Below are 25,969 nucleotides of genomic sequence, written 5' to 3' on the forward strand. Positions count from 1 at the left end.
TCGGCTCAACACTGTCTACGTGGAAAATTGTTAACCCATGCGAATTTTACTTCTTGAAGACGACAAGATGATAGCAGAAGCACTTAGCGATATGCTTCATGTTGCCGGTTTTGCAGTTGATTGCGTGACTGACGGCTTAGCCGCAGAAAACGCCTTACAGCCTAACATCTATGATATCGCTTTACTAGATATCGGTGTACCCAAGCAGGATGGTCTTAGTGTATTGCGCCATCTACGTGCAAAAAACTTTGATTTGCCTGTAATTTTGATTACTGCCCGTGATACAGTGGAAGAACGAATCAACGGTCTTGATAGTGGTGCAGACGACTACGTAATCAAGCCTTTTGCCCCTACGGAGCTACTAGCGCGGATCCGTGCACTTCTGCGCCGACGTAGCGGGCATGCCAGTCCAGTGTTGAGCAATGGCATTATCACCCTGAATCCGGCAACACGGGAAGTAAGTGCCAATGGACAATCTACTCGTTTGTCAGCCAGAGAATATGCCTTACTGTACAGTCTGCTGTTGCAGCCGGGTACAATATTGTCGAGGCAGGAGCTGGAAGAAAAAATCTATGGCTGGAATGAAGAAGTGGAAAGCAACGCCGTAGAAGTAGTTATTCACGGTATTCGCAAAAAACTCGGCAGCAATGTCATTAAAAATGTGCGGGGTCTGGGATGGCTGGTGGATCAACGCGGATAGTTTCATCGCTTCAATGGCGCTTATTATTGGTAATTACTATTGTAGTTACCTTCATTGCCATCATCGGCGATATTCTCGCCTATCAGACTGCTTTTCGCGAAACACAAGACTTGCAGGATGCGCAGCTGGAACAGATTGCCCATTTACTCGACCCACGCAGCTCCATTTTGCGTCGGGACACACAAGAAGATCTTAACTTTCCTGAAAGTGCACGCACGTTGCCCAAACCACGTGTACTGGCACAAACGCTGGATTCGCCTTATCTTAATATACTGATGGGTGATGACAATGCAGTGCAGAACTTGCAACAGTTACAGGATGGCTTTCACAATTTCACTACTGTAGCACGGCACTGGCGTGTATACATCCTTACCCGTGAGCGCGAACGAATCGTTGTCGCTCAGCGCACAGCCTACCGCAATCACATTGCCAAAGACAGCGCCCTGAGCGTGGTATGGCCGTTCTTGATTCTCATGCCCCTACTGTGGCTGTTTACCGCTATCTGGATTAGACGTCTATTTCGTGCTACGCAGGAAATGAGCACCGAACTGACTGCCCGCAATGCCAATGATTTATCGCCTCTGGACACCAAGCATGTACCCACAGAAATCCGTCCGTTTATTATTGCTTTAAACCGACTGTTTAGCCAATTGCAGGCGGCAATAGAGCATGACAAAAAATTCATTAGCCATGCTGCACACGAATTACGCACGCCCATCACTGCACTAACCATTCAGATAGCGCGTTTTGATGATCCAGATTTAACAAAGGACATACAGCATAAGCTTATCGGGCAAATTAGAGCCGGTATTGCACGTACTGAGCAATTACTCACCCAGCTGCTATCCATGGCACGGGCACAGCATCAGCAACAGCAGCACATACAAGCAGCCCATGCCAGCACCGACTTACTCCCTTTATTGCGCGACCTGATTGCAGAAATATTGCCACTGGCAGAACAAAAACAGCAAAATTTAAGTGTAGATATCAATGAAGACATCAAACTACCAATCAGCACCAATGATTTACATACAATTTTAAAAAATATTCTGTGCAATGCCATTAAATACACACCGGCCGGTGGCCACATCAGCATTCATACCCAACAAAATGCAGAAAATGAATTATCTATGTGGATTGAAGACAATGGTCAGGGCATCGCTGAATCAGAAAGAAAACTTGTTTTCGAACCGTTTTACCGCATTCTTGGTAACAATGAAAACGGTAGTGGTCTCGGATTAGCCATCGTAAAAACGCTGTGTGAACAGTGGCATATAAGTATTAGTCTGGCTGATTCCAGCTTGCATAACCATGAAGATAAACCCGGGCTGGCTGTGATTCTACTTTTTAGCATTCCTGACATCCAAATCCAGCCACAATAACGGCCAAATAAAATAGAACTGTAGGAATGGCTGGTTATAATAATTTCCGCCGATTTAATTTACAGAATGTTCCCTGTTTACGGAAGTCTTTTTTCTTTTGGCATAAAAAAACAGAATACTTAGTCTAAGTATTCTGTTTTTAGTATATGCATGTCTGACCCATTGTCAGCAGGTGAAAGAATCCGATTTCAGATTACCAGTGTTTGGTACCGAAAATCTTATCGCCTGCATCACCTAGTCCAGGAATAATGTAGCCATTTTCATCCAGATGATCATCAAGAGCAGCCGCATAGATGGTGACATCGGGATGAGCCTCATTAACGGCTTTCACACCTTCTGGAGCAGCTACCAGCACCAGTGCCTTGATATCCTTACAGCCTTTTTTCTTCAGTAGCTCAATGGTGGCATTCATAGAACCACCAGTAGCCAGCATTGGGTCGATAATCAGAGCCGGACGTTTATCCATCTGGCTGACAAATTTTTCAAAATAAGGTACAGGTTCGAGGGTTTCTTCATCGCGCTGCAAGCCCACCACACTGATTTTAGCAGTTGGAATCAAATCCAATACGCCGTCGAGCATACCCAACCCAGCACGCAGAATTGGCACTACGGTTACCGTTTTACCTTTAATTTGGTAAGCATCTATCTCACCACACCAGCCCTGCATTTTGACAATTTCAACGTCAAAATCACGGCTGGCCTCATATGCCATTAAACGCGCCAGCTCTTTAGTCAGTGTGCGAAAACGATAGGTACTGCAATCCTCTTCACGCATCAGTGACAGTTTGTGCTTTACCAGCGGGTGGTCAATCACATTAATATTCATAGCCTGTTCCAAAAAATAATTGCTATAACACCTGAATGAAATCAGCTAGTTGAAAATCCTCTGAACCAATTCTGGTCAGACAGAGGCCAACAAAGTCTGCAATTCTCCTGCTTCATACATTTCCAGCATAATGTCAGAGCCACCAGCAAATTCGCCTTTCACATACAACTGCGGGATAGTCGGCCAGTCGGCATATTCTTTTATACCCTGACGGATTTCTTCATCTTCAAGTACATTCACAGTATAAAAGTCTTTTAAACCAGCTGCCTGCAGAATTTGTACTGCACGGGATGAAAAACCACACTGTGGGAATTGTTTTGTCCCTTTCATAAACAACACCACTGGATGTTCGGTAACAATGTTTTTAATTCTTTCCTGAGTACTCATTTACTTTCCTTGTTTCATTTACTTAATGCGTGTTAGCACAGCGGCAAAAAAGCCGTCTGTATGATGTTCACTGGTTGATAGTTGAAGATAATCACTGTGCATGGAAGACGGCGTATGGCTTTTAAGCAACGTATTCACCGGTTCGATGTGCCAGCCGTTATTGGCCGCCAGAAAATCATTTAACTGTTGCTGGTTTTCTGCCTCCAGAATACTGCATGTGGCATATACTAGCCGGCCGCCGGGACGTACCAACGCTGAAGCTGCTTGTAGTATAGATTGCTGCTGTTGCTGCAATGCAGCAACATTGTCACTGTTCTGGCGATATTTTAAATCAGGATTTCGGCGTAAAGTTCCCAGACCTGAGCAGGGTGCATCCACCAGCACACAATCTGCCTTCGCTTTGAGACGGGCAATGCGGGCATCGTGCTCATTATCGATACGCTGTGGATGAATGTTGGTTAATCCAGCGCGCACCATACGCGGCTTAAGATTAGCCAGCCGTTTTTCTGCCACATCTAAAGCATACAATCGTCCGCTACCGGCCATCATTGCGCCCATAGCCAGTGTTTTACCACCGGCGCCGGCACAAAAATCTACAGCAATCTGTCCGCGTTTTACACCCGTTAGTAATGCCAGCAACTGGCTGCCTTCATCCTGGACTTCCAGTACGCCATCCAGAAACAGTGGGTGACGGTTTAAAGCCGGCTTATCGGGAAAACGAATCCCCCAAGGTGAATAGGGGGTGGCTTCTGCACGCAGACCTTCAGCCTGTAGCGCAGCCAAAATTTTATCACGTTTACCTTTCAGGGTATTGACCCGTACATCCAGCGGTGCTGATTGCATGACACTGCGGCCATAAGCAACAATTTGCTCATCATCCCAATCCTGCTGCTGGAGGCATTCAATCATCCATTGCGGCAATTCTGCTGCTGTGGAAAGCGTACTAGCAAATTCAGACTTGTGGGCTTTTAGCTCTACCAACCAATCTTTCTCATCGGTATCACACAAAGTCTCTACCGCATGAACACTGAGGCCTCGGCCTAAAACCAGCGCAGCGAGTGCCGCGCGCCGAGGCTTATTATGCGGTTTTGGCAACATCTGCTGGATTTTCTGTAAATGCCGGATGGTGGCGAATACCGTTTCAGCTATTTCTTGCCGGTCACGAACACCAAGTTTGCGCTCACGGCGGAAAAAAGATGACAGCACGACATCTGCCGGCTGGCGGAATGTTAACACCTGCGCTAATGCGGAAGTGGTTAAATCTAGTTGTTGTGCATTGATCATAATTGTTTAAATAGCTTTTCCGTTTATCTGGCCAGCCTTCAGCTGCAATGTATATACTTTACCATTGTCCATATAACTGATGCGTACCGGAATATTGTTCAGCTGCGGTGCAAATGCATATTCCACCCGATCATCACCACGACTGATGCTGTACTGGCTGATTTCGATGTGCTGCCCATTAACCATTATTTGAGCGGAGCCCAGATTTTTAACCGCATCCAGCGGGTATACTTTCTTGCCATTGGTTAAATACGTATTTACCGGAAGTTTTCCCTGATTAAAGCCAAGCTGCCAGGCCAATGCAAACATATCATACACTGGTCCATTTACTGCTAGATGTCTGCTGGTATCGGATACCCTGCCATAATCCACACTCTGCCCGTTAAACCGTGCCTGAGCGTAGAGTTTACCAAAACGACTGTCTGTGTAGGTAAGCGGATTAAGCATTGTCCCGCTTACCGTACCGCTAGAGACAAACTGCATTTGGTAAATCAGCAAGCTGAGATCAGTGCTAATCTGAAACTGCCCGCCTTTTTGCTCAAAATCCATATTGACTGACAGACCATTATTGTCAACAAACTGTAATTGTGCCCGCTGCGGTAATTCTCCCGCATGAATTATAGAAGCCAGCATTAAACCAGCCCAAACCAACACTATTTTCGCCCACAATTTCAATTTCATACGCCACGTACACCAATCAATTTTTTAAGCAGACCAAACCATCAGTTATACCAGCTTCCAATCTGTTTACTCTGTTACCTTGTATTACCAGATTGCCTGCAACAAAATCAGCCACTGCCTGCGGCAAGAGCTGATGTTCAATCCGTAGCACGCGCTGAGCCAGAATTTCAGCTGTATCGCCATCCAGAACAGGGACGACACCCTGTGCAATAATTGGCCCACAATCCAGTTCAGCTGTAACAAAATGAATGGTGCAGCCAGCCACGCGGCAACCACTCTCCAATGCCCGCTGATGCGTATGCAGTCCGGGAAAAGCAGGCAGCAAAGAGGGATGGATGTTTATCAGCCGGCCCACATAATGCGTGCAAAATACCGGCGTTAATATCCTCATAAAGCCAGCTAAAACTACAAGGTCGGGCTGATACGTATCAATACGCTCCATCAGTGCCCTGTCAAATGCGTCTCGGCCTTCATAGTCTCGATGATTTAGTGCTTCAGTTGCCAGCCCATGCTCAGCCGCCCAAGCCAAACCTGCTGCATCACCCTGATTACTGATGACTGCTACAATTTTTGCCTGTGCAATATTAGATTTTACTAAGGCTTGCATATTGCTGCCACGTCCGGAAATCAGAATCACAACTCTTTTCATCATGTCAGTTTCTCCCTCTTGCTGAAGTTTTATCCCAAAGACACCATTTCCAGCTGCTCCAAACTGCGCCCGAGAAAGCGTTCTCCGATAGTCTGAAAGCGCAAGGGAATATCACTGACATAAAACCTGTATTTCGCGCCGGTATGATCTGGATTGGCCAGCTGATTTTCTTCCAGTGCTAACGCCGTGGCTTCTGCAGTAGTAATGGCTGAATCAACCAATTTTAGTCCCGGTGCTTCCTGTCGAATTAAGGGTTTGAGTAAAGGATAATGTGTACAGCCCAATACCAGTGTATCCACATCTTCAGCCAGTATCGGTTTTAGATATTCGCGTGCAGTCAAGCGAGTGACTTCATGATCTAGCCAGCCCTCTTCCACCAGTGGTACCAATAGGGGACAGGCCTGTGAGAAAACCCGTGTTTGCGGGTTCTGCTTGTGAATCGCCCGTGCATAGGCATTGCTGTTAACAGTGGTACTGGTAGCAATCACACCGATATGATTATTGCGTGTGCTATTCAGTGCTGCCTGCGCACCGGCAGCTATCACATCCAGTACCGGCATACTGCCGGCCAACTGCCGGATTCTCTCACGTGCTACTGCCGCTATGGTATTACAGGCCACCACTAGCGCCTTCACATCATGCTCTAGCAAAAACGAAACAATCTGTTCGGTATAGGCTTCGATGGTGTGTCTGGACTTCACCCCATACGGTACTCGTGCCGTATCCCCGAAATAAATAATATTTTCATTGGGCAGTCGTTCCATTAACGCCCGTACCACTGTCAGGCCGCCTACCCCGGAATCAAATACGCCTATCGGGCGCTTTTCAATTGCTGTCATGAGTCTCTTCATCTGTAGCCTAAACCATTCAGCACACCGTGCCCTGAACCGGTACAGACCCTTTAATTAAGGTAATTATAACATTGACCCGCGCTTATACTTACAGCAGAGCTATCATAGGCGTAGTAAAAATTCGGAATCAATTTGGCAAAATCACAAAACTGCTAAACTTTAATACTTTCACTCTTACAAACTTTATCGCATAATAAACCCGTTTTATTTATCTAAACTCATCATGTCTGCCTCTCACATCCAAGAAACTGTTCTGGCCGATGAAAACGATACCCTACACTTGGGCAGCCGTTTTGCTCAGCATATTAGCCCGCCATTAATCATCTGGCTGGAGGGAGATCTAGGTGCAGGCAAAACCACTTTTACCCGCGGACTGCTCAGTGCACTGGGCCATCAGGGTGCAGTCAAAAGCCCTACATATAATATTGTCGAAACTTATTCCTTCAATCGATTTGATTTGCATCACTTTGACTTATACCGATTTCAAAGCCCTGAAGAATGGCTGGATGCAGGACTAGACGAACTAATCACTTCAGACAGCGTTGTTCTGATTGAATGGCCGCAGCTTGGCGGTGATCTGGCTCCGCCAGCCGACATTATTTTAAATATCAGAATAAAAGAAAATGGCCGTACCGTACGAATGAGCGCCCTCACGGCCACTGGAAAACACACTCTAAACAAGATCACAGAATAACCATGCCTATTCACATTAGCCGCCGGAAATTATTGATTGCTTCCACCGGTTCGCTTTTAATTAGCCTTACTCCATTTGCCCGTGCCGCTCAGGCCGGTGCCGACATCGTAGCTTCTCGTATCTGGCCGGCCACAGCCTATACCAGAATGACTTTGGAATCTACCACACCTATCCAGTTCAAGTATTTTCAGTTGAAAAATCCGGACAGATTGGTCATTGATATTCAAGGTTCCGCCACCAATCAGGTATTGCGGGAGCTGAGCAGCAAAGTGATTCCGATGGATCCGTATATCGCAAGTGTCCGTATCGGCCAGTTTAATCCTGAAACCATCCGTATCGTGATGGATTTGAAAACCACCGTTAATCCGCAAGTGTTTTCGCTGGCGCCAGTGGCCAATTTCAAAAATCGTCTGGTTGTGGATTTATATCCTACCGCTACAGTGGCTATGGAGCAGGAAAAAAACGACCCATTAATGGCACTGTTACAAGACTACAGCCACGGCAAGGTCAATAGCGATGGCACAACCCGTCCTCAGGCCACTGCCTCCACACCGCCGGTACAAAAAACACCTGTAATCAAACCGCCGGTGACTAATCAGCCACCACAGCCCGGCAAACCAAACAAGCTTAACCGCCAGCCGGTTATCATGATTGACCCAGGACATGGTGGTGAAGATCCCGGAGCAACCGGCCCATCTGGGCTGCATGAAAAGGATGTAGTACTGGCTATCGGCAGAGAAATAAAAAAAATACTCGATTCATATGGTTATAAAACCTATATGACTCGCAACGAAGATATTTTTATTCCGTTGGGAGTACGCGTAGCCAAAGCACGTAAACTGCAAGCTGATGTGTTTGTCTCCGTTCATGCCGATGCCTTTACCAATCCATCTGCCAAAGGTACAGGGGTTTATGCCCTTAGCCCCAAAGGCGCCACCAGTGCAGCAGCCAAATATCTGGCGCAGACGCAGAATGCGGCCGACTCAATCGGCGGGGTAAATTATTCTACAGACAAAAATGTCAACAATACCTTGTTTGACCTTACCCAGACAGCCACTATTAACGACAGCCTAAAACTAGGCAAGGATGTTTTAAATCAATTAAGCCGAATCAATAATCTTCACAAAGGTAGTGTTGATCAGGCAAATTTTGCCGTCTTAAAAGCACCGGATATACCTTCAATACTGGTTGAAACTGCTTTTATTTCCAATCCAATTGAAGAACGTTTACTATCCAGCAGTGATTTCCGTCAGAAAGTGGCCAGCTCCATTGCCAGCGGCATAAAGGAATACTTATCTACCGCAATATTGGCTCGACGTTAACAAAATTTCTGTGTTGAACCTATACACGTATATTCCACTTGCCACTTAGATAACGCTATTTTTAGCGGGCAGTAATTGGATTTGCATGCTCAAATGCCTCCGCCAAGTGCCTTGACCACATCTACCATGGCACTGCTGGCTTTGCCTTGAGCCAGTGCAAGTGAGTACTGTGCCTCGGCATACTGCCGTTGCGCTTCAAGTACATCTGCCATAGATATATCGCCGGCACTGAAGCGCCGCTGCTGGCTGCGGAAAACTTGCTGCGCCTGCACCGCTGCTTCAGTCCACTTCGACACAGATTTTTGATAATATTGATAATTGCTCATCGCAGTTTCAGATTCATTCAACGCTTTAAGCACTGTTTGCTCATAATCCACTGCCGCCATTTTCTGTCTTGCCTGCGCAGCGTGTATTTCCGCTCTGATTTTGCCCCCATCCATAATCCGCCATGAAATAAACGGAAATACCGACCAGCTCTGATTAGATGAGCGGACTAATTTACCGGATGATAAAGCATCGAAACCACCATTGGCATTAATGGTGAGTTGCGGAAACTGTGCGGCAACCGCCACCCCCACCTCAGCATTGCTGGCTGCTAATTGACGCTCAGCAGCACGAATATCCGGCCGCCTACGCAAAATATCTGCTGGACTACCTGCCGGAATAGCCGGCAAAGAGCGTACTGGAATAGCAGTGCTGACTAGGAATAACTCCTTATTTGGCTGACCACCGGTCAAAATACTCAGCGCTAATGCTTCGGCACGGATGCGGGCTTGTATTTCTGGAATAGCAGCCTGAGCAGACAATAGACGTGTATCGATATTCTGAATTTCTATTTGAGCCAAATCTCCGGCCTGCACTCGGCGCAACACAATTTTACGTGTTTCACGCAGTGCCTCCAAAATACTCTCTTGAGCTTGTAATTGAGCCTGCGCACTTCTCATATCAAAATAACTGCGTACAATTTCTGAAGCCACGCTAAGTCTAATGGCATCAGCATCTTCCTGTAGCTGCTGATAGCGTGCCGCATCCGCGGCTACACTATTACGCACACGCCCAAACAAATCAATTTCCCATGTAATAGCGGTGCCAGCATAATTTCGCGTTTGATAGCGCTGATTGGGTAAGCTAACGTTGTCACTGTTGCGACTACGTGTACTACGTCCCTCTGCATCCGCTGTCGGCCAAAAACCACTGCGCGTACCAGCCAGTATTGCACGCGCTTCTTCGATTTTGAATACGGCATGGCGGATATCATGATTATTGGCTAGTCCCTCATCTATAAGCCGGTCAAGTAGCGGATCATGAAAATTTTGCCACCATTGATCCAGAGCCTCTGCCGGTTCATTATCTTTTTCAGGCAACGTCCATTGTTTGGGTATCTGGACAGCGGGTGGTCCCTTATACTGCGGTGCACTGATACAGGCACAGAGCAATAAAGTACTAGAAAACAAAATGGATAAGCGCAATCTATTCATGTTAATTTTTTCCGTACTGAAATAATCGCAATGCCCAGTGTTACACAGCCAATCAAGAGCATCGGCCACGCATTATGGAAAATATCCTTTGCTGGCATATTTTTAAGAAACACACCATGCAGTATGATGAGATAATGTTTAAACGGCATCAGCTCTGCCAGCCATTGCAGCACCTGCGGCATATTTTCCACCGGCGTGGCAAATCCAGACATCATCACCATCGGTATCATGACCCCAAACACCCCTAGAATTGCCTGCTGTTGAGTGGAACAAAAAGCTGATATGGCCAGTCCGATGCCGATAATGGAAACAATGAATACCATCATCGCCATCAGTAACAGCAGCAATGAACCGGTAAACGGAATGCCGAAAATCAACACTGCCGCTAGAATCATCATTAAAGACAACACAATACTGATGATGAAACCAGGGACACATTTAGCAATGATAATTTCAGCCGGTGTACAAGGCGAAACCAGCAGCTGATCAAAGGTACCCAGCTCCCGCTCACGTGCAATCGACAACGCAGCTGTCATCAGCGCAATCACAAATATCAGAATGCCAGATAATGCTGGTACAACAAACCATCGATAATTCAAATTCGGATTAAAGAAATTTCTAGCCGCAATCCGTTCTGTCTTCTGTGCCTGCACACCCATATTCTGGACAATTCTCTCAATATAGGAATAGGCAATTTGGCCGGCATTGGCACGACGTCCATCTATAATCACCTGCAAACTGGCAGATTGACCGGCAGCGATATCTCGAGAAAAATCTTCTGGAATAGTAATCGCCAACAGCACCTGTTTGCGGTCTATATCGGCATGCAACGCAGACGGATTGTCTGTCACCAGCACCTCTCTTACAAAACCAGCATGTTCTATGGTTCGCACCAGCTCCTGCGACCAATAACCATTGTCACGGTTATAAACCGATACTGTAACATTGCGCACATCCAGAGTAATCGCGAAAGAAAAAATCATTAACTGCATAATCGGCGGCACAATCAGAATAAATCGCGCCCTTTTATCACGCAGCAAACACAGAATTTCCTTGATAATCTGGGCGCGCAGTTGAAGCGAAAACAGCATCATTATCCCTCCAGACTTCTATGACATTTTGCTCGTGCCAGAACAAACAACAGTGCCCCGATTAATAGCATGGCTAGCATATCGGTCAATAAGAGCGACCAAATATTGCCTACCAGAAAAACCGTTTGCAGCGCCTCAACAAAATAACGCGTTGGAATAATATGAGTAATCAATCGGATCGGCCATGGCATACTGTCTATTTCAAATAGAAAACCGGACAACATAAACGCCGGCAAAAAACCCGTGAAAGCAGCCAACTGCGCGGCAATAAACTGATTTTTAGCTAATATCGATATCACCAGCCCCTGTCCCAGAGCCGGAATCAAAAATACTGCAGCCAGCATCATCAGCACCAGCCAACTACCCCTGAGCGGCACATCGAAAGCAAATACGGCCATTAGCGCCGAACCAAGCGTTGCCAGCATACCCAGCACAAAATAAGGCAACAATTTGCCCAGCAGTATTTCCGTAATCGTTGCGGGGGTAGATAGCAAGCCTTCCATCGTCCCACGCTCCCACTCTCTGGCCACCACCAGCGCCGTCAAAAGCGTACCAATCATCGTCATAATAATGGCTATAGAACCCGGAATCAGTGAACGCCGGCTTTCCAGTTCTGCATTAAACCAGAAACGAGGCTGGACTGATACCGGTGAAACAGTACTCTGACCATGCTGAGCTAACCACAGCGAAGCAATCCCTTGCGCATAGGCTGTAACAAAATTTGCGGTATTAGGTTGTGACCCATCCGCAATCACCTGAATCAGCAGATCATTATTACGGCTATGTAAACGAGTTTCTACGTCAGCAGGAATCACAACATAACCTCGAATTTTACTGGCTATGATTGCTGCTTTTGCCTCCTGAGTATGACGCATAGGCAAAACAGTAAAGTAACGTGAACCAGAAAAAGCTGCTGCCAGCGATTGTGCCGTCGGCGTATCTGAGCTTAGTACCACACCTACCGGCACTTTACGCACATCCAGCGAAACAGCAAAAGCAAACAGCAGCAACAAAATAACCGGCAATACAAAAGCGACGAATATTGCCGAAGGGTCGCGTACAATTTGTAGGCTTTCTTTATAAATAAGTGCACCAAGACGGTTCTTAACAGCACTTTTCCCCTGCTTCATACGGCCTCCGTACAGCCATTACGTTCAGCAGAGTTTGCACAATCCGCCGCATCAATCAATCGGATAAATGCCTGCTCCATCGTTGGTTCATCTCCTGCACTTGTACGTACCTTTTCTTTCAACCGGTCGGGTGTATCCAAAGCAATCAACCGTCCCTGATACATCAGAGCCACACGGTCACAATATTCTGCCTCATCCATAAAATGTGTCGTTACCATCACCGTCATCCCTTTCTGCACCATTCCGTTAATATGAATCCAGAATTCCCGACGCGTAATTGGATCTACACCAGAAGTGGGCTCATCCAGAAATAAAACCGGAGGACGATGCATCAGTGCACAAGCCAATGCCAGCCGCTGTTTGAAACCTAAAGGCAACTCATCAGGTGAATGTCTGAGATAAGGTGTCAGCTGAAAAATCTGAATCATCTCCTCAATGCGCTGCTGCTTGGTGCCCCCACTTAAACCATACATACCAGCAAATAAATTCAGGTTTTGCTCCACATTCAGCAAGCCATAAAGTGAAAACTTCTGCGCCATATAGCCCAGTTGCAACTTGGCTTTTTTAGTAGCATGGCGCAAATCCAGTCCGGCCACATGCGCCTGTCCACTGCTCGGACGCAACAAACCACACAACATTTTAAACGTGGTGGATTTACCTGCTCCATTGGGACCAAGCAACCCGAAAATCTCACCTTGTTTTACCTGAAAGCTGGAATCATCTGTGGCTATAAAATCCCCAAATTTTTTTGTTAGATGAATACATTCCACAGCGGCCGTGGCTAAATTAGGAAAAGAAGACATCTTTGCCGCCAGTGCCGACGTCCCTTTCGGACCTCCACCAAGTAAATCAATAAACGCATCTTCAAATCGGGGTGCCAACGGACGGATCGCGCCCCCTGTGTCCGCAGCCAGCGCCTCAATTTCTCTCGCATCATGACCGTGTCTGAGAACCAGTCGTAAAGAAGCCCCCTGAATTGTTCCATCACAGACACTATCCAAATTCAATGCCCTACTCAAAAGAGACCGCCGGTTTTCACTAAAACCATTTAATCCAAAACTTCTCCCTTGTAGTCTGGCCGTCAAGTCTGATGGTCTACCATCAAATACCAGTTTGCCTTCATTTAGCAGCAGCACCGAATCACACTTCTCCGCCTCATCCAAATAGGCTGTTGCCCATACCACAGCGACTCCGTCACCAGTCAGCTTTGCCACCATCTGCCACAAATCCTGCCGGCTTAAGGGGTCTACACCAACACCAGGTTCGTCCAGCAATAAAACATCAGGGGCAGCCATCATCGCACAGGCCAATCCCAGCTTCTGCTTCATCCCACCGGAAAGCTGACCAGCAAGGCGCTTGGAAAAAGGCTCCAGACGGGTAAATGCCAGCAGCTTACTGAACGATCTTTGGCTTTCCTGCGCATTCAGACCGCGCAATCTGGCATAAAGCTTCATGTTTTCAAGTACAGACAAATCCTCATACAGACCAAAACGCTGCGGCATATAACCCACATTAAAAGCAATTTTGTCCACATCCTGAACTGAATCCAGCCCAACAATATTAATATGCCCACTAGCAGGTGCCAGCAAACCAGTCATCAGCCGCATTAGCGTTGTTTTTCCTGCGCCATCTGGACCAACCAGTCCTGTGAGCCGGCCGGGATAAATAACCGCACTAACATCATGTAGCGCCCAGACCTCACCAAAACATCGCGAAACCTTATCCAGCACCACCGCAGGCCGCTGCGCCATTTCAGACTCCCTTATCGCTCAGCCGAATCGTCACCGGCATACCCTGTTTCAACGCATCATCATCATTCAATACAGTAATTCTGAGCCGGTAAACCAAATCAGTACGCAAATCCGTGGTTTCAACAGATTTAGGCGTAAATTCTGCACGCGGTGAAATAAAACCTATCTGGCCGGAATAAACTTTAGCTGAAGAATCCGTGTAAATAAAAACACGCGTCCCTTGTGCAATTTTGCCTAAAGCCGATTCATCAACATAAGCACGAACATATACCGGCTTGCGCAGCGACAGCGTATACACTGCATCTTGCGTACTTAGCATACTGCCCGGTTCCCGCACTCGGCTCATCACCACAGCATTATCTGGGGCCCGTAGCACCGTATCATTTAAAGCAGTATGCGCCTGTGCCAAACCTGCTTGCGCGCCCCGCAACTGCGCCCTCGCTGCCGCAATTTCTTCAATTCTCGCACCTGATTTTTGCAGCGATAAAGTCTGCTGTGCCGAAGCCAGTGAAGCCACCGCTACATCTCGATCCCGACGTACTTGTTCTAGCGTTTTTTCACTTGCATCGCCTGCTTTGACTAATTGCTGCTGACGCTTTAAATCCGCTTCGCTCTGCTGCAACATCGCCTGTGCTTTTGTTACTGCAGCAGCTGCTACTTTTATATCCTGCAGCCTGTTTCCGGCTTCAAGTTTTTGCAGCTCTGCCTGTGCTTTTGCCACTTCAGCCTCAGCCTGTGCTAATGCATGACGATAAGGCATATCATCCAGCAATGCCAATATTTGCCCTTTTTTAACCTTATCACCCTCTTTCACTTTTACAGACAACAGTCGGCCTGACTGACGAAAACCCATATCAACTTCGCGGATATCAACATTCCCATAAAGCGTCAGCGGCTGTCTGGCTGCCTGATAAAAATGCCATCCTGAGTACAACGCAATTAAAGCAATAACGACAACCACACCAGTCAATATCCGTTTTCTGCTAATCATGCTCCCTCTCCCTCAGGCAAAGACCACCGCAATGATATTGCGATGCACAACTGGCAATATTTTCTGCAATTCTTCTTCACCAATTGTTGTCCATTTCATTCGTCTCAAAATACCAGTACGAACCACTCGCCAGACAGCTAGCAAGCCAAAAACACTGAAAGTGATCATCGCAGCCTCCTCTTCATCAGTATTACGCAAAACTTTTATCAATCTAATAATTTGCGTCAGCATGGGCCTGATAAATGTTGAAAACACATATTCAAAAGCAGCTGTAGGTTCCTGCTGTTCACGCATAATCAATTGCGCCCACTCTTTCGTTTTATCACTGGTCAGCAGTTTTAAAAATGTATTTGCCATCTCCAGCAACAAGGGCAAAAGAATTTCCTTTCTTCCATCCTTATCCAATGTCGACCAATCATATTTCTCGAGACAAAGGCGAATCTTGTCTTCTACTGGCGATATTTCACTCTTTAACTGGGTCGTAATTTTTTCAAAAGCCGCTAAATACAGCCCCTGTTTCCCTTTGAAATAGTAGTTAATCAGTGCCAAATTCACATTGGCAGCATGAGCAAGCTCCCGTGTACTAGCCGCATGAAAGCCATCACGGGCAAATACTTTAATAGCAGCATCAATCAACACTCGGCGTGTTAAATCACCTCGCTCCGCTTCTTTAAACTCATTCATAAAAATGTTCACAGAATTTATCAAAGTAATATTTTTAATTAAACGACTGATTAAGTCAATCGTTTAATTAAAATTTAGATAAAATTTTAAAATAAAATTAAAAAAAGAATCAGAACATAAAGCATAATAGCGCAAACTTTTAAGTTTTCAGGCATATCAATTTAAAATGCGCCGAGAGTTCCCAGCGCATTTTTCGAATCTTAATTAATAGTTTTTCTTCGCTTCATCCCAGAGCACAAAAATCTGCTCGTTGCTGATATTTAACGTTTGCATAAGAAAATCCCACATATCATCATTCATCAGCGTAAAACTTTGAGCTTCCGATATCACATTTCTTACCTTGATTAAATGGTCTCCGACTAGCTCACGCTCAGCAATATCCAGCAATTCCTTTTTATTTTTACTGAATTGCAATTCGATCGCAGTCAAAAACTGGCTGCGGGTGATTATTCCTGCTTTTTCCTTTTTATCTTGCAGACGTAATTCATCTGCATTATCCACATCCACCCATGCACCGGCCTCTTCTGACCATTCAGTAAAAGGCGCTGGAGCAAAAGTAGTTACATCATCAGGTAGTTTACCAACCGCAACAATAATTTGTTTTTCACCCGTATTCTTAGAATACACTGTTTCACCGCGATGGTCTTCTATATATTCCCATTGTCCATTATTCCATTGCGGAATAAAACCTTTTTTTTGTTCGGGCTCATCAGTCTGAATACACAAGCGTGGGATTAAATAATGGCCCCCTCCCTCAAGAGGGTCTAAATCAGCGCTGGTTATTCCCCTAAAAAAATTGTTTTCATCAAGCTGACAAACAGGAATTTCTAAAGGATAATTTTTCATAACATCGATCCTTAAATTTTGATACAGGCCAATAACGCAATGTTACGAGGTCGAGCCTCATTACCTCCGCTCACATCGGTGGCAAAATCATGGGTGTGATTGCCGTTGACATCAGTGACAAAATAATGGCTGTGAATACCGGAATTATTAGTAGATCCCCATCTTTCGATATTGCCGCCGTTTGATTCAAAATTAGACCCAGCACCATTAGTGCTAATTGGAACCCCATGATTGTGATCGCCATTGTTATGAGTCCAACCGGTATGGTTGTGGGCTCCAGATTCCCACGTTCTGCCATTGTGCATGTGGCTAAGATTTTGACTATCTTGCCATGAACCAAACTTCCGGCCCCCATCAACATTGCGTCCATCGTCCCATGAACGAATAAACTCAGCACGTAAATCTGGTAAATTAAATGTTGTATTTCCATCGCCAGATCCGTACATCGTACCTATTGCGGCAAAAAGATTTGAATATGTTGTCCGCGACAAGGCCGCCCCATTTGCTTTTAACCAGCCGGTAGGAGCCATGCTCTGGGAAAAATACATGATTGCGCCAGAAGGTGTCGTGTTTATATCCTTTGAACCATCAAAAGGGACGCCATTAATCAATCGTGCAGTTTTTAGTCTAGTAGCTGAATCTGCATTCCCTGTAGTATCCTGATTACCTGCTATATTAACACCGGGTAAATCAATATCACTTTTGGCATTAAATGTCACACCACCGATTTTTCGTGCAGCAATCAGTTCTGCATAAAGTGCAGTTTTAGCTACCCCATCTTTATCCAGTTTGCAATCAAACAATGCTTTACCTTGCCGTGCTGATAAAGCCGCCAAAGCATCATCCGAATCTAAACTATCTATAATCCGAGTTATGCCGGCAACCTTATCTGTGGCACTTGCAGGAACATTGGCGGCAATCAATTTCTTGATAGCAGCAATGACTTGACTCTGATTTGCCTTTTCTGGCTTGATGCCGGCTGCTGTCAGGATGGCGATTAGTTCAGCCTGTACCTGATTCAGCCAGCTGGCAGGTAGAACTGTACCCAGTTCGCTAATACCATCGCCATCGTGAAAAAAGCCGTCTTGTGTATCTATTGGATACATATTTATTTATCCTTATATGTAAAACGTATATCAGTGAATGCCGGTTTTAAATCTTTTAAAACACTTTCAATTACGACATCACCATATGCTGTTAATCTGTCACCGGCAGTAGACATACCTGCACGGAATTGAGTTGCACGACTGTCTGCATTTTTGATATTTACCCACCATACCCACATAATGTCTTCACGTGCCAGCCTGTGGCCTACTCGACTAATACCGACTCGAAAAGGCTGTGGTTCTGTTATATAAATGTCATAACCAATGGATGCAGCCATTTGCATAAAATAGGGAATACTCAAGCCGCCTGTTTCGTTGATTTTCGTGATAACCCCTTGTATTCGCTGTTGACCATTCTTCCCAGTACAATCCAGATTGAGCATTTCCTCCCAGCGTACAATGTAGTTACCAGACGTACGCGGGTCAATAACGCCAAGCTTGCGGCGTGCCGCATTCTGGACTTCATCCAGACAAGCACCATCAACGGCGGCTGCATTTCTTATTGAGGAAGCCGTGCGGTTGTAAGCAACTGGAGGTAATAATCCTAATAAGGTATCTTTGTAATTCATAGCAAGCCCACATCAACCTCACCAAGCATAAACCACTCTATTTTTTTGTTTGTTTCAGCCACAAGATTACCCTTAGGCAAAGTCATTTTTCGGTCTGTAACGCTTGTTACATCACTGATTACAGCTTCCAGCTGAGAGGCAATCACACTATCCCCGGGTTTTAACGCGCTGAAATGTTCTTGTAGTGCTTGTTTAATATCGTTAGCAGCTTTATCAAAAGTCCCCCCGGACAGGCTTACCTTAACTTCTATGTCTACCTTGGTTACATCAGGCTTGACTACCATACTGTTTTTAGCGGTAACAGGGCGCACAGAATCAATATAATTTTGTACTTTGCTAACTATGTCATCACTGGGTACATTATCACCACTGGTAATAACCACATCGACTGTACCTAATCCGCGGCGTAAGGGATAAACATAAGCACTGGTCACCCCATCCACACTCAAAGCCCAAGCTTTATAATCATATTGATTACCTCCGGCCGGTGGACGACGCAATAAATCAAGCAAACGATTTAATAAAGAATTGTCACTTTCAACATCAGTACCACCAGTCACATCAAGGTTTACCAGATCACTGGATACACCCACAGGAGCAGCCATAAACTGTGCTGTCTTATTATGTTGATTTGATATGACACCAGGCTCAAGCGACCTTATGCTCAAAACAACAGTACCATCCTCTTTAATGTAAGCTTTTTCCAAAACCGTATATAAACGTTCTCCACATTTAATTTGCAAATCAGCATCAATTGATGCTTGCGGAATACCATGTGCGATAACAGTACCACTGGCCGAAGTCGCATTTTTACGGCGTATACCACGCAGATTACAATGTCGTTCCAGAAAATCTGTATCTGCTGTATCTGGAAAAAACTGTTTTAATATCCATGCCTGATGGGCATACTGACCAGTGGCACAACTGGCCAAACTACTAGCACGTATATAATTATCACTATCTGAAGAAACATCTGTTTCTGGATTTAATGAAACCATATCACGCAAAATAGCCTGACGGATCTCTTCAAAGGTAGGAATATTATGCATATTTAAAATCCATTTAATTATTCTTTCAGATTACTTTAACCGGACATTCAAATATAAATTTTTCTCCTGTCATCTCCGTTACCTGTATATTCAAATGAAGCTGGCCATTATGTGTCTGCAAAGTTGTCACAGAAATATCTGTTGAACGTCCATCATCAATAATGGGCTGTAATGCTTGCTGTGCATACTGTTGAGCAAGTAAGCTAACAGATTGCACATCTTTCTCACGCTCCAATGTATAAAGCAACGAACCCAATTTTTTATCTCCCCAATAGCTGCCCAGCGGCGTCATCAGACGCAGATAAACAGCGTTTTGCAGATTATTGATTGTTTGTCCGCTGTAATCACCATTTCGGGTATTAATTTCTCTGTCCATAAATCATTCCATTTATATATTTTTATAATTTACTTGTGTTACAGCATTAAAATAAAGCTGAACAGCTTTAGTAGATTTCAGACAGGTTTGCCTACACTTACAGTATGATCATGTTCAGTCAGACTGATACCATCGGCTTTAACATCACCTACCGTAGTAAAGCTGCCTTCAGTTTGAACAACATTGCCAGAAAAGGTTGCACCCTGCCCCCCTTTAATTTCCAATCCGCCATTTCCATTAATCTGACCCGCAGCAGTAATTTCCTGAGAACAACTAACATTACAAGCAGTAATATCCACACCAGCCTGAGCATCAATACTAATCCCGGCAGCTGCTTCAATTTTCACACCAGCTGGAGCCTTAATATTCAAAGTCTCACAGTCAATTTCTATCAATCTGCCATTTTTTAATGTAATAGATGCGCCAGACTGGTTATAAACAGCCACCTCACCAGAAGCCAAAGCTTTTATACGATATGCCCCATGCTCAGTTCCAATAATAATGCCATGGGTGGTTTGTCCGCTTAGCGGTAAAATAATAGCTTCAGAACCAACCGGCGGATTACTGGTAAAACCGAATTGCTGCATATGCTCCACATCCTGTAACAACTCATCAGCTAGAGCAGAAATTTGTGCAGATTGAATCGGCTCAGTAGCATTGACACGTGTCAACCTGCCTCGAAAAGCCTGCCGCACAGAACTAGTTGTATTAGAAATGGTTGTCCGGGTTTTATTAACTAATTTTGCAACATAACTCATTTAATACACCCATTATTGTTATAAATTTATTTCAACGCATTACTAACGTGTCAATTGATTAACTTGCCGGTTAGTCACCCCTTTACGTTTACCTTTGCGCGAACGTGCAGCAGCAGACTTTTTCACATAAGCATCCGGAGTCCAAATTCCATCTTCTTTTAAGCGAAGTTCTGTCATCGTTCCTCCGCTGCGGCTAAGAAAAAACCGCCGTCCCATGATAAAAAAAATCGCATCTATCTGTTGATCTTCATCGATAACATGCACCCTTTGCCCGGGTTTCCATAAAACACCATTTTGGGTTTTATGATCAGCAACAGTAACAGTTAAGGTAAAACCTTCAAGGCGCCAGTCAGAAAGCATTTTCTTAGCCTGAACTTTGAGCTGTTCCAGATTTTCAGCATCACCAATGACAACCGTTTTAGGTTTATATAACGTCATGGTTTCATCTTTATATACCCATTTCAGATCATGCTTAGATGAGTTGGCATAGCGTGTATGGCTTTGTCCAAGAAACGTTACTTCCGAATAGCGATTTTCCGTACTGTACTCAATTTCAATACTTTGAATATTACGCCGATTGTCATTTTTACTATGAAACAATGAAGCTACAGGCTGGCTAGCATAATCGGCCCCTCCAACTACCAGCGTACCATCGGGTTCAAGCCAGACATGCAACCCAGCTTTATAGGCAATTTTGCTCAGCGCCTGCCAAGCCGTTTCCCCCGGCTCTATGTCAATCTTGTCCAATACCGGATTCTTTTCTGCTTTTAAAACCACATTTTTAATCTGCGGCCATGGTTTGACAATTTTTTGTGCAGCACTTAAGACATTCATTCCTTTGACATTAATTTGTGCCACACTGCAATCAACCAGTAATCCGGCTAGGTCGCGGCCATTAAAAGCGATACTGTGATTATTTTTATCTATTGCTTCATTCTGATGGCCAATAATACCGGTCATTACCAGCTGCTGATTAATCAACACCTCACATTGCAAAGAACTATAATCCGCTAATAAAGCCTGATTTTGTGACACATTAGTTACAAAACTGAACGCATCTGCCGGTATCAAAAAATCACTGTCAATATCATAACTAAGCCAATCTTTATGTTCTTTACCGCCAACCCGCACCACCACTTCATTACCATAAGGATAAGGTGCCAAATCACTTTCATTTAACATAATAATTAATCCAGTCATTACGCTTAATGAAAGAAGGGTGGCACAAATGAGGATTGAGACGGATCAACTCACTAGCCCGGTTTAAATCTTGGTAAAGTAAATAAGCCAATTGATGAATCGTTCCACTTATTTCGGCTTTACGTGTACGCATAGGTGGCTTTTGATTAATGACAGACAAAATATAATCATTAAACAGAGCAGCTATATTGGCCAGCATCTGTATTAAAATTGTCGTCTGCGTATAAAAAGCAGCAGCATTAATACTTTTTATATTTTCAGCATAATCATAAGTTCCACGTAAACTATTAATTAAACCTTGTATACGTAGCCGTAAATTATTATTAATAAGTTGCAGCTCATTAGCTGTAACATGATCACTATTTATTTCAATGATATTAACTGTAATCTGAACCAAATACACAGTACTCAGAAATTGTAAAATCTGAGCAACCGGTTTCATCTGAATTTCCGCAATTCTTTGTACATGATTAATAGCTGCCTCCTGAGATTCCTGCACATTCTGATTATGAAGAATATTTTCTGGCAATTGGTTCAAAATATCTACACGATTACCTATCAAATCAAAAGCCTGTCTGCTGCTTAAACTACCTGTGCCAAAATTACTTTCGTTATTCAAACCAGAACACACCATACTGGCCATAGTATCAATTAGTCCCCTGACATCCTGACTAAAAGTAATTGAAGAATAATTTTTAGAAGTCTGATATAGCAAAGGATCAAGATCAAAAAAACGTCTCACACTCCCAGCTACCCCACATAAAGCAGCAAACACACCATTACTACTCCCCCAAATAGAGGCCCCCCCCTCACGTACCGTTAACAATACGTTGCTATATGCCAATAACTGCTGCGTAAACTGATCAAGAGAATTCTGAATCTGTTCTAATTTGACCAACCATTGATTTTCAAATAAAAACAACGGTGCTGACTCTTTGGCTTCAAAAAACGTTATATCCAGTGCAACATAATTAACTGCTTCAGCCTCAGTACGAAAAGACCAGCTGGCAGCAATCATATTGGGCAACAAACCCAAAACCGGATGAACCAGCGTACCAGCACCAGGTTCTTCAAGCACGGTAAGAAGCTTCATCAACTGCGAATCAAAACTTGAACCAAAGTAAACAGCTGCAATCTGACATTGCCGCCCCTGTGCACCCAGGTCTTCAATATCAGAGCCATTGGCGAAAGGTCGGCCATGTCTTACCAGCGATTTTTCATTTTTATCATTAATAGAAATGACATCAAAAGCAATATTTTTATAACTGGCTTTTTGCAGATTATTTTTCCACATGGTCATTATTGTGCTCCCCCTCGGTTATACATTTCCACTTGATTACGTGAAACTATATTACTGATTACTCTCCCATCCAGCGTCAAAGTTACATTATTCTGTATAACCTGTTGCTGACTCGAAAGTATGGTAGCTATTTTGTCTAAACGTATACCCAGCTCCAGTACAATAGACTGGAACGCATTTTGAAATTGCTCATTCTGCTGTACCAACACAGATTGCCCAGCAGGCAACTGATTTTCATCAGCATGCATATTGGCAGGTATATTTTTATACGACATCATCATCGCTGTGGATGTCATCATATAATTGCCATTCAGCATCTGCTCCCTATCACTAGTCAATTTTAATTGGCTAGACAAAGCAGGATTGACGCCATAAGCATCATGCCAATCCGAAGACACCCTCTGTCCACTGAATGTATTTGCTGCTGTATGAATATTTTCATTTTCGTTGGTTTGGGTAACCTTATCGCCTATTTTATCGCCCAACATACTGCCGCCGATGCCACCAATCAAACCACCAACTAGCCCACCTAGAACAGTACCCACACCTGGAAATATAAATGTGCCGATTGCCGCACCAATCTCTCCACCTGCCCATGCACCAGCCATACTTCCCGTTGTTGAGGATGCATTTTTTATTTGAGCGGTCTTTTTCTGTTCAGCAGTTAAACTGTCATCATTTGCAATTGCAATTCCATTAGCTACACCACCAATAGCAGATAAAGCTAAATTACCCCGACCCATCACTTTACCAGCCATTTTTGCCGGAAATTTTCTGGATTTCAAAGTTGTCTTAGAAGATGATGGCGTTTTACTACCTTTGTTTTTACTGTTTTTATTTCTTTTTTTATCAAAATCGTCACCACCATCAATCTCGATATCATTTTTCTGTCCAGATCCGGATAGTGAACCCAACGTTTGCAATGCAGTAGCAGCACTGCCTGCTGCTGCAGCTAAAGCAGTTACCGCTAAAGTCAGTACCGGAAACTCCGCTGACAGTTCAGTTAATTTAGTTTGAAAGCCAACAAGTGGTTCTACAGCCTCACTTCTACCCAATGTTGTCAGCGCATGATTTTTTTCTTGCTGAAATTCTGGATTAGCAGCTAAAACAGCTGCATGTCTATCTGAAGAACTTTCACCAGATTGCGTAAATAATTTTGTTTGCGGTTGTAACAGATTCTGGTTACTTAAATTAGCATGAACAGCATCTTTCGCCTCTTCTGGTATAAATGATAGAAGCTTATCTTGTCTGGCCTGCATCAGCTGACTGGAATACAAATCTCCAGAGTCGGCTTTTTGCTTTAAATTCTGATAATTTTTATCTTTAGCTAAGATTTCAGTACAAACCTTAAGCAAAGATTGAACATCATTTAGGCCTTGCTTGCCACCCTCTTCTCTTATTTTATTCCAGTCTAAATGTCTGTTTGGTGAATTAGGATCTTTAACACGACTCAGTTTTTCTGTAAGACTAGGATCAGCCAGAGCCCCAAGCAAAGCCTTAACACTCTTAGCAGCATCCTCATTCGAATCAGAATGGGTAGAAGTAGCTTGTAAACTAGATATCAAATAATCAATACTGCGAATATCTGTTAACCCAGCTTTTTTTCCAGATGATAGTAATTCTGGTAGCTCACTACTAAGCTCAGCTATCGAAAACTTACCCTGCTTAGTTGAATCAATAATATGATCAGAAACCTGATGATAATCTTGATTTTTTAAACCATAATCTGCAAAAGATTTAAACAGTTTAGCCGTATTTTCATGATCATATTTACCCACTTCAGTGGATGAATTTATCATACTACGATGGGCATAAGGAATAGTGGCTTTAACTTGATCAAGAGTCATGTTTTGTTGCAACATATCATTGATCAAATCTAGAGCAGCTTGTGAAGTCCCACCATTTGAGGCAACCAGTCCTTTCACCAAAGACTGAATTTCTTTTACACCCTCAGTTTTAATCCATTCAGTTGATTTACTTTTATCGGATACATAAGCTTTAGCAGCAGTTTGTAACACACCCGAACGTAATTTTTTTTCATCATCAATTGATGGACTAACAGCATCATATACGGCTTTGCCACCTTTAATAATAGCGCTACCTGCCGACTTAGCTGTATTCCATCCGGAATTTTTTGAAACCCCCGAATTTTTCTGAATTTTAGAGCTTTTTTCTAACTCTTTATTTAATTCGCGAATACTATTGCGTGATGCCTTACTAGCATTCTGAATCTGTTTTTGCGCAGCACTGGCTGTGGCCGCAAAATTTTTATAAGCATTCCCACTTTTGATGATTTCACGCTGAATCTGCTGCTCAGCACGCAACTCCTTGCGTAAACGTACTTCAGCTGTTCGTTGCTGTTCTCTCTGAATTTGCTGAATAATGCGAATTTGTGATTTACCCGCCTTTTCACTTTCCCGAATAGCAACTGCTGCCGTTCGTTTTATCTGCTGTTCAAGCTTTTTAACTTCTTCTGTCATTTTCACGATAGAAGCCTGCTGTTTTGCCAACGAATCCTGATTGGAAGACATATCAATACTCTCTCTTAATTATAGTTATATTAATTCCAAATGATTAAATGAATTGAAAGAAATGAATAGACTTCAGCAGCATCAATGCATAATCCCTGCCACAAGACAGGGATTATGTATTTAATCAGGCTAATTAGCGGCCAAACTTTCTTTAACCGGCTGAAAAGGTTTTGGTTTTCTCTGACGTAAAGAAATAATTACATTATCATCATCATTTTTGATGCCCATACTTTCCAGCACCGTCTCAATCCACACTGATACTTCTGAATGACACATCCTGCTTACCATTTCAGGAGTAATCAATGATTTGGCCAGTAATATACATGCCTGTCT

General features: G+C 44.0%; 26 protein-coding genes and 1 pseudogene. 4 read left to right on the forward strand and 23 right to left on the reverse strand.

The features are described from left to right. Nucleotides 1–37 precede the first annotated feature (37 nt). Together J3U67_RS02245 and J3U67_RS02250 are read left to right on the forward strand one after the other, a co-directional pair. On the forward strand, nucleotides 38–700 hold the full coding sequence (locus J3U67_RS02245) for a response regulator transcription factor (RefSeq protein ID WP_100140081.1): 663 nt from the start codon (nucleotides 38–40) through the stop codon (nucleotides 698–700). Next, nucleotides 676–2,082, forward strand: a complete 1,407-nt coding sequence (locus tag J3U67_RS02250) for an ATP-binding protein (RefSeq protein ID WP_267390203.1) — start codon at nucleotides 676–678, stop codon at nucleotides 2,080–2,082. Before J3U67_RS02245 ends, J3U67_RS02250 begins: the two co-directional genes overlap by 25 nt. 193 nt (nucleotides 2,083–2,275) lie before the next feature. On the opposite strand, the gene upp is transcribed toward J3U67_RS02250, so the two are convergent. From upp to murI, 6 genes are all read right to left on the reverse strand, one after another. Further along, nucleotides 2,276–2,908, reverse strand: coding sequence for a uracil phosphoribosyltransferase (gene upp, locus J3U67_RS02255; RefSeq protein WP_100140079.1), 633 nt, complete (start codon nucleotides 2,906–2,908; stop codon nucleotides 2,276–2,278). Nucleotides 2,909–2,983: 75 nt separating this feature from the next. After that, complete coding sequence (gene grxD / locus J3U67_RS02260; protein WP_267390202.1) at nucleotides 2,984–3,295, reverse strand: Grx4 family monothiol glutaredoxin; 312 nt, start codon at nucleotides 3,293–3,295, stop codon at nucleotides 2,984–2,986. A gap of 18 nt (nucleotides 3,296–3,313) precedes the next feature. Next, the gene (locus J3U67_RS02265; protein WP_267390477.1) at nucleotides 3,314–4,576 is read right to left on the reverse strand and encodes an RsmB/NOP family class I SAM-dependent RNA methyltransferase; all 1,263 of its coding nucleotides are present in this window, start codon (nucleotides 4,574–4,576) and stop codon (nucleotides 3,314–3,316) included. A 9-nt stretch (nucleotides 4,577–4,585) separates the two neighbouring features. Then, nucleotides 4,586–5,260: a DUF3108 domain-containing protein gene (locus J3U67_RS02270; protein ID WP_267403599.1), complete on the reverse strand. Its 675-nt coding sequence runs from the start codon at nucleotides 5,258–5,260 to the stop codon at nucleotides 4,586–4,588. A gap of 16 nt (nucleotides 5,261–5,276) precedes the next feature. Next, complete coding sequence (purN, locus tag J3U67_RS02275) at nucleotides 5,277–5,909, reverse strand: phosphoribosylglycinamide formyltransferase (protein WP_267390476.1); 633 nt, start codon at nucleotides 5,907–5,909, stop codon at nucleotides 5,277–5,279. Nucleotides 5,910–5,938: 29 nt separating this feature from the next. After that, nucleotides 5,939–6,748, reverse strand: a complete 810-nt coding sequence (gene murI, locus J3U67_RS02280; protein ID WP_267390200.1) for a glutamate racemase — start codon at nucleotides 6,746–6,748, stop codon at nucleotides 5,939–5,941. Between the two features lie 235 nt (nucleotides 6,749–6,983). Here murI and tsaE point away from each other — a divergent pair, with 235 nt between their 5' ends. Beyond that, complete coding sequence (gene tsaE / locus J3U67_RS02285) at nucleotides 6,984–7,454, forward strand: tRNA (adenosine(37)-N6)-threonylcarbamoyltransferase complex ATPase subunit type 1 TsaE (protein ID WP_267390199.1); 471 nt, start codon at nucleotides 6,984–6,986, stop codon at nucleotides 7,452–7,454. A gap of 2 nt (nucleotides 7,455–7,456) precedes the next feature. Further along, complete coding sequence (locus J3U67_RS02290; RefSeq protein WP_267390198.1) at nucleotides 7,457–8,776, forward strand: N-acetylmuramoyl-L-alanine amidase; 1,320 nt, start codon at nucleotides 7,457–7,459, stop codon at nucleotides 8,774–8,776. A gap of 89 nt (nucleotides 8,777–8,865) precedes the next feature. Here the strand turns inward: J3U67_RS02290 and J3U67_RS02295 are convergent, their stop codons facing one another. The 17 genes and pseudogenes from J3U67_RS02295 to J3U67_RS02375 form a co-directional block, all read right to left on the reverse strand. Then, nucleotides 8,866–10,254, reverse strand: a complete 1,389-nt coding sequence (locus J3U67_RS02295) for an efflux transporter outer membrane subunit (protein ID WP_267390197.1) — start codon at nucleotides 10,252–10,254, stop codon at nucleotides 8,866–8,868. Further along, complete coding sequence (locus tag J3U67_RS02300) at nucleotides 10,251–11,348, reverse strand: ABC transporter permease (protein WP_267390196.1); 1,098 nt, start codon at nucleotides 11,346–11,348, stop codon at nucleotides 10,251–10,253. Before J3U67_RS02300 ends, J3U67_RS02295 begins: the two co-directional genes overlap by 4 nt. Beyond that, nucleotides 11,348–12,475: an ABC transporter permease gene (locus J3U67_RS02305; protein ID WP_267390195.1), complete on the reverse strand. Its 1,128-nt coding sequence runs from the start codon at nucleotides 12,473–12,475 to the stop codon at nucleotides 11,348–11,350. The genes J3U67_RS02300 and J3U67_RS02305 overlap by 1 nt, the downstream gene beginning before the upstream one ends. Then, a complete protein-coding gene (locus J3U67_RS02310; RefSeq protein ID WP_267390194.1) occupies nucleotides 12,472–14,226 on the reverse strand; it encodes an ATP-binding cassette domain-containing protein in 1,755 nt (584 codons plus the stop codon). The genes J3U67_RS02305 and J3U67_RS02310 overlap by 4 nt, the downstream gene beginning before the upstream one ends. Nucleotide 14,227: 1 nt before the next feature. After that, entirely contained in the window at nucleotides 14,228–15,217 is a 990-nt protein-coding gene (gene hlyD, locus J3U67_RS02315; protein ID WP_267403601.1) for a secretion protein HlyD, read from the reverse strand. Nucleotides 15,218–15,229: 12 nt separating this feature from the next. Continuing rightward, the gene (locus J3U67_RS02320) at nucleotides 15,230–15,901 is read right to left on the reverse strand and encodes a CerR family C-terminal domain-containing protein (RefSeq protein WP_267403603.1); all 672 of its coding nucleotides are present in this window, start codon (nucleotides 15,899–15,901) and stop codon (nucleotides 15,230–15,232) included. A gap of 204 nt (nucleotides 15,902–16,105) precedes the next feature. Then, the gene (locus J3U67_RS02325) at nucleotides 16,106–16,747 is read right to left on the reverse strand and encodes a hypothetical protein (RefSeq protein WP_267403605.1); all 642 of its coding nucleotides are present in this window, start codon (nucleotides 16,745–16,747) and stop codon (nucleotides 16,106–16,108) included. Nucleotides 16,748–16,758: 11 nt separating this feature from the next. Next, the gene (locus J3U67_RS09200) at nucleotides 16,759–17,670 is read right to left on the reverse strand and encodes a phage tail protein (RefSeq protein ID WP_416384671.1); all 912 of its coding nucleotides are present in this window, start codon (nucleotides 17,668–17,670) and stop codon (nucleotides 16,759–16,761) included. Continuing rightward, nucleotides 17,668–17,853, reverse strand: a pseudogene (locus J3U67_RS02335) (phage tail protein); the annotation flags it as partial. The pseudogene J3U67_RS02335 and the gene J3U67_RS09200, both read right to left, overlap by 3 nt. A gap of 2 nt (nucleotides 17,854–17,855) precedes the next feature. Beyond that, nucleotides 17,856–18,422 carry a YmfQ family protein gene (locus J3U67_RS02340; protein ID WP_267390190.1) on the reverse strand — a complete coding sequence of 189 codons (567 nt, stop codon included), beginning with the start codon at nucleotides 18,420–18,422 and terminating at the stop codon, nucleotides 17,856–17,858. Continuing rightward, nucleotides 18,419–19,471 carry a baseplate J/gp47 family protein gene (locus J3U67_RS02345; RefSeq protein WP_267390189.1) on the reverse strand — a complete coding sequence of 351 codons (1,053 nt, stop codon included), beginning with the start codon at nucleotides 19,469–19,471 and terminating at the stop codon, nucleotides 18,419–18,421. Before J3U67_RS02345 ends, J3U67_RS02340 begins: the two co-directional genes overlap by 4 nt. A gap of 25 nt (nucleotides 19,472–19,496) precedes the next feature. Continuing rightward, nucleotides 19,497–19,847, reverse strand: coding sequence for a phage GP46 family protein (locus J3U67_RS02350; RefSeq protein ID WP_267390188.1), 351 nt, complete (start codon nucleotides 19,845–19,847; stop codon nucleotides 19,497–19,499). A gap of 77 nt (nucleotides 19,848–19,924) precedes the next feature. Further along, a complete protein-coding gene (locus J3U67_RS02355; RefSeq protein WP_100156902.1) occupies nucleotides 19,925–20,605 on the reverse strand; it encodes a phage baseplate assembly protein V in 681 nt (226 codons plus the stop codon). A gap of 42 nt (nucleotides 20,606–20,647) precedes the next feature. Then, entirely contained in the window at nucleotides 20,648–21,787 is a 1,140-nt protein-coding gene (locus J3U67_RS02360; RefSeq protein WP_267390187.1) for a phage baseplate assembly protein, read from the reverse strand. After that, nucleotides 21,777–23,105: a DNA circularization protein gene (locus J3U67_RS02365; protein WP_267390186.1), complete on the reverse strand. Its 1,329-nt coding sequence runs from the start codon at nucleotides 23,103–23,105 to the stop codon at nucleotides 21,777–21,779. The genes J3U67_RS02360 and J3U67_RS02365 overlap by 11 nt, the downstream gene beginning before the upstream one ends. After that, nucleotides 23,105–25,636: a hypothetical protein gene (locus J3U67_RS02370; RefSeq protein ID WP_267403607.1), complete on the reverse strand. Its 2,532-nt coding sequence runs from the start codon at nucleotides 25,634–25,636 to the stop codon at nucleotides 23,105–23,107. Before J3U67_RS02370 ends, J3U67_RS02365 begins: the two co-directional genes overlap by 1 nt. Before the next feature lie 129 nt (nucleotides 25,637–25,765). Further along, a complete protein-coding gene (locus tag J3U67_RS02375; RefSeq protein WP_180295877.1) occupies nucleotides 25,766–25,912 on the reverse strand; it encodes a hypothetical protein in 147 nt (48 codons plus the stop codon). Nucleotides 25,913–25,969: the final 57 nt, after the last annotated feature.

Origin of the sequence: Snodgrassella sp. B3837 (assembly GCF_026535955.1) — a bacterium.
In the GTDB taxonomy this organism is placed as follows: Bacteria; Pseudomonadota; Gammaproteobacteria; order Burkholderiales; family Neisseriaceae; genus Snodgrassella; species Snodgrassella alvi_E.

Coding starts and splice junctions, on each gene's coding strand:
- J3U67_RS02370 (WP_267403607.1), bottom strand. CDS start 25,636: ATGTCTTCCAATCAGGATTCGTTGGCAAAACAGCAGGCTTCTATCGTG.
- J3U67_RS02245 (WP_100140081.1), top strand. CDS start 38: ATGCGAATTTTACTTCTTGAAGACGACAAGATGATAGCAGAAGCACTT.
- purN (WP_267390476.1), bottom strand. CDS start 5,909: ATGAAAAGAGTTGTGATTCTGATTTCCGGACGTGGCAGCAATATGCAA.
- J3U67_RS02350 (WP_267390188.1), bottom strand. CDS start 19,847: ATGGACAGAGAAATTAATACCCGAAATGGTGATTACAGCGGACAAACA.
- upp (WP_100140079.1), bottom strand. CDS start 2,908: ATGAATATTAATGTGATTGACCACCCGCTGGTAAAGCACAAACTGTCA.
- J3U67_RS02345 (WP_267390189.1), bottom strand. CDS start 19,471: ATGCATAATATTCCTACCTTTGAAGAGATCCGTCAGGCTATTTTGCGT.
- J3U67_RS02325 (WP_267403605.1), bottom strand. CDS start 16,747: ATGAAAAATTATCCTTTAGAAATTCCTGTTTGTCAGCTTGATGAAAAC.
- J3U67_RS02355 (WP_100156902.1), bottom strand. CDS start 20,605: ATGAGTTATGTTGCAAAATTAGTTAATAAAACCCGGACAACCATTTCT.
- J3U67_RS02295 (WP_267390197.1), bottom strand. CDS start 10,254: ATGAATAGATTGCGCTTATCCATTTTGTTTTCTAGTACTTTATTGCTC.
- J3U67_RS02375 (WP_180295877.1), bottom strand. CDS start 25,912: ATGTGTCATTCAGAAGTATCAGTGTGGATTGAGACGGTGCTGGAAAGT.
- hlyD (WP_267403601.1), bottom strand. CDS start 15,217: ATGATTAGCAGAAAACGGATATTGACTGGTGTGGTTGTCGTTATTGCT.
- J3U67_RS02340 (WP_267390190.1), bottom strand. CDS start 18,422: ATGAATTACAAAGATACCTTATTAGGATTATTACCTCCAGTTGCTTAC.
- J3U67_RS02270 (WP_267403599.1), bottom strand. CDS start 5,260: ATGAAATTGAAATTGTGGGCGAAAATAGTGTTGGTTTGGGCTGGTTTA.
- tsaE (WP_267390199.1), top strand. CDS start 6,984: ATGTCTGCCTCTCACATCCAAGAAACTGTTCTGGCCGATGAAAACGAT.
- J3U67_RS02365 (WP_267390186.1), bottom strand. CDS start 23,105: ATGACCATGTGGAAAAATAATCTGCAAAAAGCCAGTTATAAAAATATT.
- J3U67_RS02290 (WP_267390198.1), top strand. CDS start 7,457: ATGCCTATTCACATTAGCCGCCGGAAATTATTGATTGCTTCCACCGGT.
- J3U67_RS02250 (WP_267390203.1), top strand. CDS start 676: ATGGCTGGTGGATCAACGCGGATAGTTTCATCGCTTCAATGGCGCTTA.
- murI (WP_267390200.1), bottom strand. CDS start 6,748: ATGACAGCAATTGAAAAGCGCCCGATAGGCGTATTTGATTCCGGGGTA.
- grxD (WP_267390202.1), bottom strand. CDS start 3,295: ATGAGTACTCAGGAAAGAATTAAAAACATTGTTACCGAACATCCAGTG.
- J3U67_RS02360 (WP_267390187.1), bottom strand. CDS start 21,787: ATGTTAAATGAAAGTGATTTGGCACCTTATCCTTATGGTAATGAAGTG.
- J3U67_RS02305 (WP_267390195.1), bottom strand. CDS start 12,475: ATGAAGCAGGGGAAAAGTGCTGTTAAGAACCGTCTTGGTGCACTTATT.
- J3U67_RS02320 (WP_267403603.1), bottom strand. CDS start 15,901: ATGAATGAGTTTAAAGAAGCGGAGCGAGGTGATTTAACACGCCGAGTG.
- J3U67_RS02310 (WP_267390194.1), bottom strand. CDS start 14,226: ATGGCGCAGCGGCCTGCGGTGGTGCTGGATAAGGTTTCGCGATGTTTT.
- J3U67_RS02300 (WP_267390196.1), bottom strand. CDS start 11,348: ATGATGCTGTTTTCGCTTCAACTGCGCGCCCAGATTATCAAGGAAATT.